This window comes from Streptomyces cinereospinus, assembly GCF_042430725.1.
GTDB lineage: Bacteria > Actinomycetota > Actinomycetes > Streptomycetales > Streptomycetaceae > Streptomyces > Streptomyces cinereospinus.
In genome coordinates, this window is the sequence record NZ_JBHMCY010000023.1 from 45,455 (window position 1) to 53,425 (window position 7,971).

Below are 7,971 nucleotides of genomic sequence, written 5' to 3' on the forward strand. Positions count from 1 at the left end.
CCGGCGCGGCTTCTCCGGCGTCTCGGACGGCGAACTGACGGCGGCGGTCGCGGGCGGCATCACCAAGGTCGACGTCGGCACCGCCTCGGCATCGCGACGACCGGCGCGATCAGGGCGTTTCCCCGACGCGCACCCGAAAGGCCGTCGACTCGCGCACGTGCCTCGGCGTGGGCCGGGAGGCGCTGACGCGCACGGTGGCGGACCTGCCGCGCACGCCGGACGCGCCCGCTACCGCTTGACCGCCTTCAGCACCACGAACTTCGGGTCGCTCGCCACCAGCCGGCTGTTCCCGAACAGCCGCCGCAGCTTCACGTGGTACCCCAGGTGCCGGTTGCCGATCACCCACAGCTCGCCGCCCGGCCGCAGCGCCCGCCGCGCCCCGGTGAACATCCGCCACGCGGTCGCGTCGGTCGTCGCCTGGTGCGAGTGGAACGGCGGATTGTTCAACACCAGGTCGACACTGCCGGACGCCACCCCGGCCAGCCCGTCCCCGACCCGGAACTCGGCGTGCCCGGGTCCGCCGTTCGCCCGGTACGTCGCCTCCGCCGAGGCCACGGCCTGGAACGACTCGTCCACGAACAGCACCTCGGCGGCCGGGCCGGCCAGCGCCACCGCCGTACCGACGACACCGTTGCCGCAGCCCAGGTCCACCACCCGCTGGCCGCCGCGCGTGGGCGGCAGATGGGCGAGGAAGAACCGCGTGCCGATGTCGAGCCGGTCGGCGCAGAAGACGCCCGCGTGGTTGACGACCGCACGCCCGGACACCGGGCCGACCCCCTCGGGCAGCGCGTAGCGGTACGGCCACGGGTTCGCGGGCCGCTCCAGCGACGGATCCGGCGTGCAGAGGATCAGGCGCGCCTTCCGCTCCGCCGGCGAGGTCCGGGTCGGCCCGAGGATCCGCGCGAACAGCTCCAGCGTCGAGGTGTGGATCTCCTTCACCATGCCGGTGCCGACGACGACCGTGCCGGCGTGCACGGCGGGCGCCAGCCGCAGCAACTGGTCCTCCAGCAGCGCCAGGCTCTTCGGGACGCGCACCAGCAGCACGTCGACCCGCTCCGGCGGCGCGTCCCGGGTGGTCAGCAGGGACACCGCGCCCGGCTCGACGCCGTTGCGGGCGAGGTTCGCCCGGGTCGCCTCCTGGGTGAGGAAGGAGTCCGTGATCTGCACCGGCCGGTGCCTGGCCAGCGCCGTGACCAGCGCGCCCCAGCGGTCCCCGAGCACCACGACCGTGCCGGACAACCGGACGTCCCGGTCCGCCAGGTGCCTGAGCAGATACTCGTCGGAGGCGTCCCACGCGCGCAGGCGGTCCCGCGGGTCCTCGGGGAAACGGGCCAGCGCGAGCTCGCCCCAGGGCGTCGTCATACGGTCGTTCATCGTGCCGTCCAGGCTAGTGCCGCGGCAGGCAATGTCTGCCCGCGACGGGGCGAACGTTGCCTGCCGTGGCACTAGCTGGCCGCAGCTCACGGCCGGCGCGGGAGGATGGACGGCATGGACGCCGAGCTGTTCCCCAGGGACCGTACGGAGATCGCGCCGGGCGCGGTGCACGTGCCGGACTGGCTGGACGGGGACGGCCAGCGCGAGCTGCTCCGGGCCTGCCGGGAGTGGGCACGGCCGCCCGCCGGGCTGCGCACGGTCCGCACTCCGGGCGGCGGCACCATGACCGCCCGGCAGGTCTGCCTGGGCTGGCACTGGTACCCGTACGCCTACGCCCGTACGGTCGTCGACGGCGACGGCGCCCCGGTGAAGCCCTTCCCGGCCTGGCTCGCCGAACTGGGCCGGCGCGCGGTCACCGACGCGCTCGGCGCCGAGGCCGCGTCCGGGGCCCCGTTCGACATCGCACTGATCAACTTCTACGGAGCCGACGCCCGCATGGGCATGCACCGCGACGGCGACGAGAAGTCGCACGCGCCGGTGGTGTCCCTGAGCCTCGGCGACAGCTGCGTCTTCCGCTTCGGCAACACCGGGACCCGCGCGCGCCCGTACACGGACGTCGAGCTGCGCAGCGGCGACCTGTTCGTGTTCGGGGGGCCGTCGCGGCTCGCCTACCACGGGGTGCCGCGCGTACTGCCGGGAACGGCGCCCCGCCGGCTGGGGCTGACCGGGCGGCTGAACGTCACCCTGCGGGTGAGCGGCTTCCGGGCGGGCGAACCGCCGGACGAACGGATCATGGGAGACTCGCCCTCATGAGCGGCAAGGCGGACCCCCGGACGGCGGGGGAAGGGACCACCTCGAGAACGCGGCTGGACCGGGGGCGCGGCGCGCTCGGGCCCGCGTTGGAGCTCGTGCACACCGGACGCGCCCCGACCCGCGCCGTCCTCACCGCGGAACTCGGCGTCACCCGCGCCACGGCCGGCGCGGTCGCCGCGGAACTGGAGGCGCTCGGCCTGATCCGCGTGGACGCGCGGCCTGCCGCCGCCGGGTCCCAGGGGCGCCCCTCGCACCGGCTGGAACTCGCCGGCGACGGCCCCGTGGCGCTCGCCGCTCAGGTGCACGCCGACGGCTTCCGGGCCGCGCTGGTCGGCCTCGGCGGGCGGATCGTCGCCACCGCGCCCGGCTGCGAGACCGTCGACGCCGATCCGGCGAAGGTCCTGCGGTCGGTGGTGGAGGCGGGCGGCGAGCTGCTGCGCGAGACCGGGCGGCGCTGCGTGGGCGCCGGGCTCGCCGTGCCGTCCGCGGTCGCCGAGCCGGCGGGGCTGGCGCTGAACCCGCTGCACCTGGCCTGGCCGGCGGGGGCGCCGGTGCGGGAGATCTTCGCCGAGTGCGTCCGCGCGGCCGGGATCACCGGGCCCGCGTTCGCGGCCAACGACGTCAACCTCGCCGCCCTCGCCGAGCACCGGCACGGCGCCGGGCGGGGCGCCCGCGACCTGCTGTGCGTGGCCACCGGGCACCGGGGCGTGGGCGGTGCGCTGGTGCTCGACGGGCGGCTGCACACCGGCAGTTCGGGCCTGGCGCTCGAGGTGGGCCACCTCACCGTCAACCCCGAGGGCCGGCCCTGCCACTGCGGCAGCCGCGGCTGCCTCGACGTCGAGGCCGACCCGCTGGCCTTCCTCACCACGGCGGGCCGCGCGCCCGGCCCCGAGGTGTCCCTGCTCCAGCAGGCCAACGACCTGATCCGGCACGAGTACGCCGACCTCGCCGTGCGCACGGCCGCCGAGGCGCTCATCGACCGGCTGGGACTGGGACTCGCCGGTCTGGTGAACATCCTCAACCCCGACCGCATCATCCTGGGCGGTCTGCACCGCACCCTCCTGGACGCCGATCCGGCGCGGCTTCGGGCCGTGGTCGCGGACCGCAGCCTGTGGGGACAGAGCGGGGGAGTGCCCATCCTGGCCTGCTCCCTCGACCACAACAGCCTGGTCGGGGCCGCGGAGCTGGCCTGGCAGCCGGTGCTGGACGATCCGCTGGGGGCGCTGGCGGCGGCCTGAGCCGGACGGCGCGCCGAGCCGGACGACGGGCCGGGCGCCGGCCGAGGCCCGTCACGGCCCGGTGCCGGTCAGCGCCACTCGGCGGCGAAGGCTTGTGCCGCGCTCCGGGTGGGCACGCGCTCCACGACGTCCGCTCCCACCGCCGGTTCGAGCCGCGGCCGCACCCGCCGCGGCGGCCCCGGCGTCCCGGGGCCGCCGCTCACCACTGGCGCCCCCGCGGCAGCGCCCGCCGCTCCGGCGCGGACAGATGCAGCACCTGGAACACCTCGCCCTCGCCCTCCGGCGCGTCGTGCGTCCACAGCGAGAAGTGGACCAGCTCCCAGCGTGCGGTGTCCACGGCCGCCACCGCGCCCACCGCGCCGTCCTCGGCCGCCAGCCGCCCCGCCTCCCGCGCCGCGTCCCCGGCCGCCTCCGCCGGCACCGCACCCTCCGGCAGGGGCGTGCACCTGCGCACGGCCACGCGCGCGTGCTCCCCGGCGGCGGCGCCGGGCTCGTACGCCAGCCCGGTCCACTGCCGCACCGCGGGCCGCCCGAAGTCGTCGCTGAAGCCCTGGAAACCGCCTCCCCAGAGGAAGGAGTTCATGCCCCGCACGGTGCGCCAGAGGTAGAAGGGCGCGTACTGGTTGACGGGAGACCCGTGCATCCCGCGCTCCCGGATCAGGTACGCCTTGAAGCCCAGGCCCTCCCAGTCGTCCAGGAGATGCCCCAGGCGCGCCACCCGCGCGCGGACGACGCCCATGTCGTAGTCGGCGGGCAGGGTGCGCTCGTACTGCATGGCGTGCACCGGATCAGCCCTCCCGGGCGGCCGCGGGGGCGAGCAGGGCCAGCAGGCCGCGCACCCCGGTGTCGAAGGCGGCCGGGGACCCGGACGCGCGGGCCAGGACGTAACCGCCCTGCACGGTCGCGACGATCGCCGCGGCGATCTCCTCGCCGTTCAGGTGCGCCGCGAACCGGCCCTGCTCCCGGCCCTCCTCGACCAGGCTCGCGAGCCGCTCACGGAGCCAGTCGAGCGTCTCGTCGACGGGCGCGCGCAGCTCGTCGCTGGCGATCACGTCCGGGTCCATGGTCAACCGGCCGACCGGGCAGCCGCGCAGCACGTCGCGCTCCCGCCGCAGGTAGGCCTCGATCCGCTGGTACGGCGTTCCCGGCCCGGTGAGCACCTTCTCGACGGTGGCCCGCATCTCCTCGGCGGTCCGCCGGATCGCGGCCAGCGCGAGATCGGGCTTGCCCTTGAAGTGGTGGTACATGCTGCCCTGCCCGGCGCCCGCGCGCTCCAGGATGGCCTTGGGGCTCGTGCCCACGTAGCCCCGTTCCCACAGCAGCTCACGGGTGGACTCGATCAGTCGCTCCGAGGTGGTCATGCACGTACTGTACATACTAGTAGTTACGATTCGCCAGCCCTGGTGGTTCCGGCGGTCCGGGTGGTTCCGGCGGTCCGGGCGGTTCCGGCGGTCCGGGCGGTCCCGGCGGTCCGGGTGGTCCGGGCGGTCCCGGTGGTCCGGGCGGTCCGGGCGGTCCGGGTGGTCCGGGCGGTCCCGGTGGTATGGACGGTCCGGGCAGTCCCGGTGGGCTCCTGCCGGTCCCGCGCGGGTGGGTTCGGCGGGCCGGCGGCCCCGGCCGCTCACCCCCCGGGCGCGTTCAGCGGGTTCCGTGCGGGCTGCTCACCGCCCGGTCAGCCGACGACGGCCGACCGGGCGGGAGTGTGTTCGGGCGTGCGGCCCACGGGCTCGACCGCCGCGAACCGGCGCACCGGTTCGGTGGCCGGGCGGCGGGCCGGGCGCGGCGGCACCTTCACGGCGGGAGCCGTCGTGGGCAGCGTGAACCACACGACCTTGCCGCTGTCGCCGTCCGGCCGTACGCCCCAGCTCTCGCTCATCGCCGCCACCATGGCGAGCCCGCGCCCGCAGGTGGCCAGCGGGTCGGCGTCCGCCACGACGGGCAGGCGCGGGTCGTGGTCGCGCACCGAGACCGTGAGCCGGTCGAGCAGCAGCTCGATCTCCACGGTGCACGTCTTGTCGGGTTGGGCGTGTCGGTGGACGTTCGAGAGCAGTTCCGTCACACCGAGCGCCGCTCGGTCTATCAAGGGATCGAGGTGCCAGTAGCGCAACTGCGCGGATACGATTCTGCGGACCTGGCCGATCCGCGACGGCAGGGCTTGGAGCTCCACCGTGCAGTGCCTGCTTGGGTGACTGATCACGGCTGCGACTCCCCGACGTGAGGTCCGGAAGAACACGGAGTTCGGATCCAGCAGCGCCTGCGTGAAACGGCCGCCTGCTGTCGTGGCCGGCGGGCTGGTTCGCAGCGTTATCGCCGGTAAACCCAGAGTGACGTGAAACCAGAGTGACGCAAGGGGTGGGGGGCCGCAACTCGCGGTGTTCCGGACAGGAAGCGGCCCTCAAGTTCTCGCCAACCGCGGCGTGTCGACGCCCGCCCGGCCCCCGCCGGGCTCCGACTCGTCCGTCACCCGCCCCGGCCCCCGGGGACGGGCCTGCGCCGCCCGTCAGGCATCGCGGCCCGCCGCCCGCCGCACGGCCTCGACGAACCGGCGCGCCGCGGGCGGCCCCGGCTCGCCCGGCGCCGGGTCGTGCGCGCCCAGCGTCAGCACGTACCGCGTGCCGCCGAGGTCGGCCAGGGCCCGGTCCCCGGCGGCGAACCACGGCTGCGACGCCCGCACCGCCTGCACCGGCGCGCTGTCGATCGTGCTTCCGTAGCTGGTGAGCAACTCCACCCGGCCGTCGCTGATCCGGACCTGGCCGGCCCGGGTGAGGGAGCGCAGGCCCTTCCCGATCCGCACCCCCAGGGCCGTGAACTCCGTCTCCGCCATGCCCTCGTGCCCCTCCGCGCCGCGAGTCCTGTGCGGGTGCCCGTCCCGCCCGGTGCAGTCTGCACGCCCCCGAAGTCGCGCACCAGTGCGCACGTCACCCGGGCATAAGCCACCCGGTGCACTCAGGCGAATGCGCCCCCGGGGGCCGTCTCGGAGGCGGCGCGGGCGGTCCACCGCGAAGGGCCCGGGCGCCCGCGCCCGGACGGTGGGCACTCCGTCGCCCCGGCGATGGCGCCCCCTCGCTCGGACGGCGGGGCGCCCCCTGGCTCGGATCGTGGGGCGCCTCTCGCCCGGCGGCGGCGTGCCCCTGGCTCGGACGGTGAGGCACTTCCCACCGGCGGACGCGCCCCCTGCCCGGGAGGCGGGGCACCCTCGCCCGACGGCCCGGAGGTCCTCGCCCCAGGTGCGGCTTTGGGCCGCCCAAAGATGCGTTTGTGCAGGTGAGAAGCGTGCCTTCGCTGTCTATGATCGGTGTGTCGGCCGCGCGACACGCCGTCGGCGTGCAGCCCTGAAGGAGCCCCGCCGTGACCACCCCCCAGCAGACCCGGACCGGCGCCACCCTCGACGTCGACCGCACCGACGCCGCCTACCGCGCCTGGCTCAAGGACGCAGTCCGCAAGGTGCAGGCCGACGCCAACCGCTCGGCCGACACGCACCTGCTGCGCTTCCCGCTGCCGGAGCACTGGGGCATCGACCTCTACCTCAAGGACGAGTCGACCCACCCCACCGGCAGCCTCAAGCACCGCCTCGCCCGCTCCCTCTTCCTCTACGGCCTGTGCAACGGCTGGATCCGTCCGGGCCGCCCGGTGATCGAGGCGTCCAGCGGTTCGACGGCGGTCTCCGAGGCGTACTTCGCGAAGCTGATCGGCGTTCCCTTCATCGCGGTGATGCCGCGCACGACCAGCGCCGAGAAGTGCCGCCTGATCGAGTTCCACGGCGGCCGCTGCCACTTCGTGGACGACTCGCGCGGGATGTACGAGGAGTCGGCCCGCCTGGCGGCCGAGACCGGCGGCCACTACATGGACCAGTTCACCTACGCGGAACGGGCCACGGACTGGCGCGGCAACAACAACATCGCCGAATCCGTCTTCCGCCAGCTGGAGCTGGAGCGGTTCCCCGAACCCGCCTGGATCGTCGCCACGGCCGGTACCGGCGGCACCTCCGCGACCATCGCGCGCTACGTCCGCTACATGCAGTACGACACGCGCGTGTGCGTGGCCGACCCGGAGAACTCCTGCTTCTTCGCGGGCTGGACCACCGGCGACACGGACGTCACCTGCGACCGCGGCTCCCGGATCGAGGGTATCGGCCGGCCCCCGGATGGAACCGAGCTTCGTGCCCGGCGCGATCGACCGGATGATGAAGGTGCCGGACGCGGCGAGCGTCGCCGCGGTGCGCGCCCTGGAGCGGGTCATCGGCCGCAAGGCGGGCGGTTCGACGGGCACCGGCCTGTGGGGCGCGCTGAAGATCGTCGCCGAGATGGTCGCCGAGGGGCGCACCGGCAGCGTGGTCACCCTGCTGTGCGACCCGGGCGACCGCTACCTCGACAAGTACTACTCCGACGCCTGGCTGGCCGAGCAGGGCCTGGACATCACCCCGTACACCGCGGCGATCGAGTCGCTGCTGGCCACCGGCGTCTGGCCGGACTGACCCGCCGGCCCGCTGGCCCGCTGGCCCGCTGGCCCGCTGGCCCGCTGGCCCGCTGGCCCGCTGGCCCGCTGG

At 75.2% G+C, this 7,971-nt stretch carries 7 protein-coding genes and 1 pseudogene; 3 read left to right on the plus strand and 5 right to left on the minus strand.

Annotation, left to right across the window (positions count from 1 at the left end; genetic code table 11):
• Positions 1–228: 228 nt before the first annotated feature.
• On the minus strand, positions 229–1,362 hold the full coding sequence (locus tag ACFF45_RS14535) for a methyltransferase (RefSeq protein WP_381346415.1): 1,134 nt from the start codon (positions 1,360–1,362) through the stop codon (positions 229–231).
• Positions 1,363–1,488: 126 nt separating this feature from the next.
• Here ACFF45_RS14535 and ACFF45_RS14540 point away from each other — a divergent pair, with 126 nt between their 5' ends.
• Positions 1,489–2,187 (plus strand): alpha-ketoglutarate-dependent dioxygenase AlkB family protein, encoded by a 699-nt coding sequence (locus ACFF45_RS14540; protein WP_381346336.1) that lies wholly within the window; start codon positions 1,489–1,491, stop codon positions 2,185–2,187.
• Positions 2,184–3,425 carry an ROK family protein gene (locus ACFF45_RS14545; protein WP_381346338.1) on the plus strand — a complete coding sequence of 414 codons (1,242 nt, stop codon included), beginning with the start codon at positions 2,184–2,186 and terminating at the stop codon, positions 3,423–3,425. Before ACFF45_RS14540 ends, ACFF45_RS14545 begins: the two co-directional genes overlap by 4 nt.
• A gap of 199 nt (positions 3,426–3,624) precedes the next feature.
• Here the strand turns inward: ACFF45_RS14545 and ACFF45_RS14550 are convergent, their stop codons facing one another.
• The 4 genes from ACFF45_RS14550 to ACFF45_RS14565 form a co-directional block, all read right to left on the minus strand.
• Entirely contained in the window at positions 3,625–4,209 is a 585-nt protein-coding gene (locus ACFF45_RS14550) for a DUF4865 family protein (RefSeq protein WP_381346340.1), read from the minus strand.
• Positions 4,210–4,213: 4 nt separating this feature from the next.
• Complete coding sequence (locus tag ACFF45_RS14555) at positions 4,214–4,801, minus strand: TetR/AcrR family transcriptional regulator (protein WP_381346342.1); 588 nt, start codon at positions 4,799–4,801, stop codon at positions 4,214–4,216.
• Between the two features lie 296 nt (positions 4,802–5,097).
• On the minus strand, positions 5,098–5,622 hold the full coding sequence (locus ACFF45_RS14560) for an ATP-binding protein (RefSeq protein WP_381346344.1): 525 nt from the start codon (positions 5,620–5,622) through the stop codon (positions 5,098–5,100).
• Between the two features lie 303 nt (positions 5,623–5,925).
• The gene (locus ACFF45_RS14565; protein WP_381346346.1) at positions 5,926–6,249 is read right to left on the minus strand and encodes a hypothetical protein; all 324 of its coding nucleotides are present in this window, start codon (positions 6,247–6,249) and stop codon (positions 5,926–5,928) included.
• Positions 6,250–6,773: 524 nt separating this feature from the next.
• Between ACFF45_RS14565 and cds1 the strand changes: the two are divergent.
• Positions 6,774–7,899: pseudogene (gene cds1, locus ACFF45_RS14570) on the plus strand (L-cysteine desulfhydrase Cds1).
• Positions 7,900–7,971: the final 72 nt, after the last annotated feature.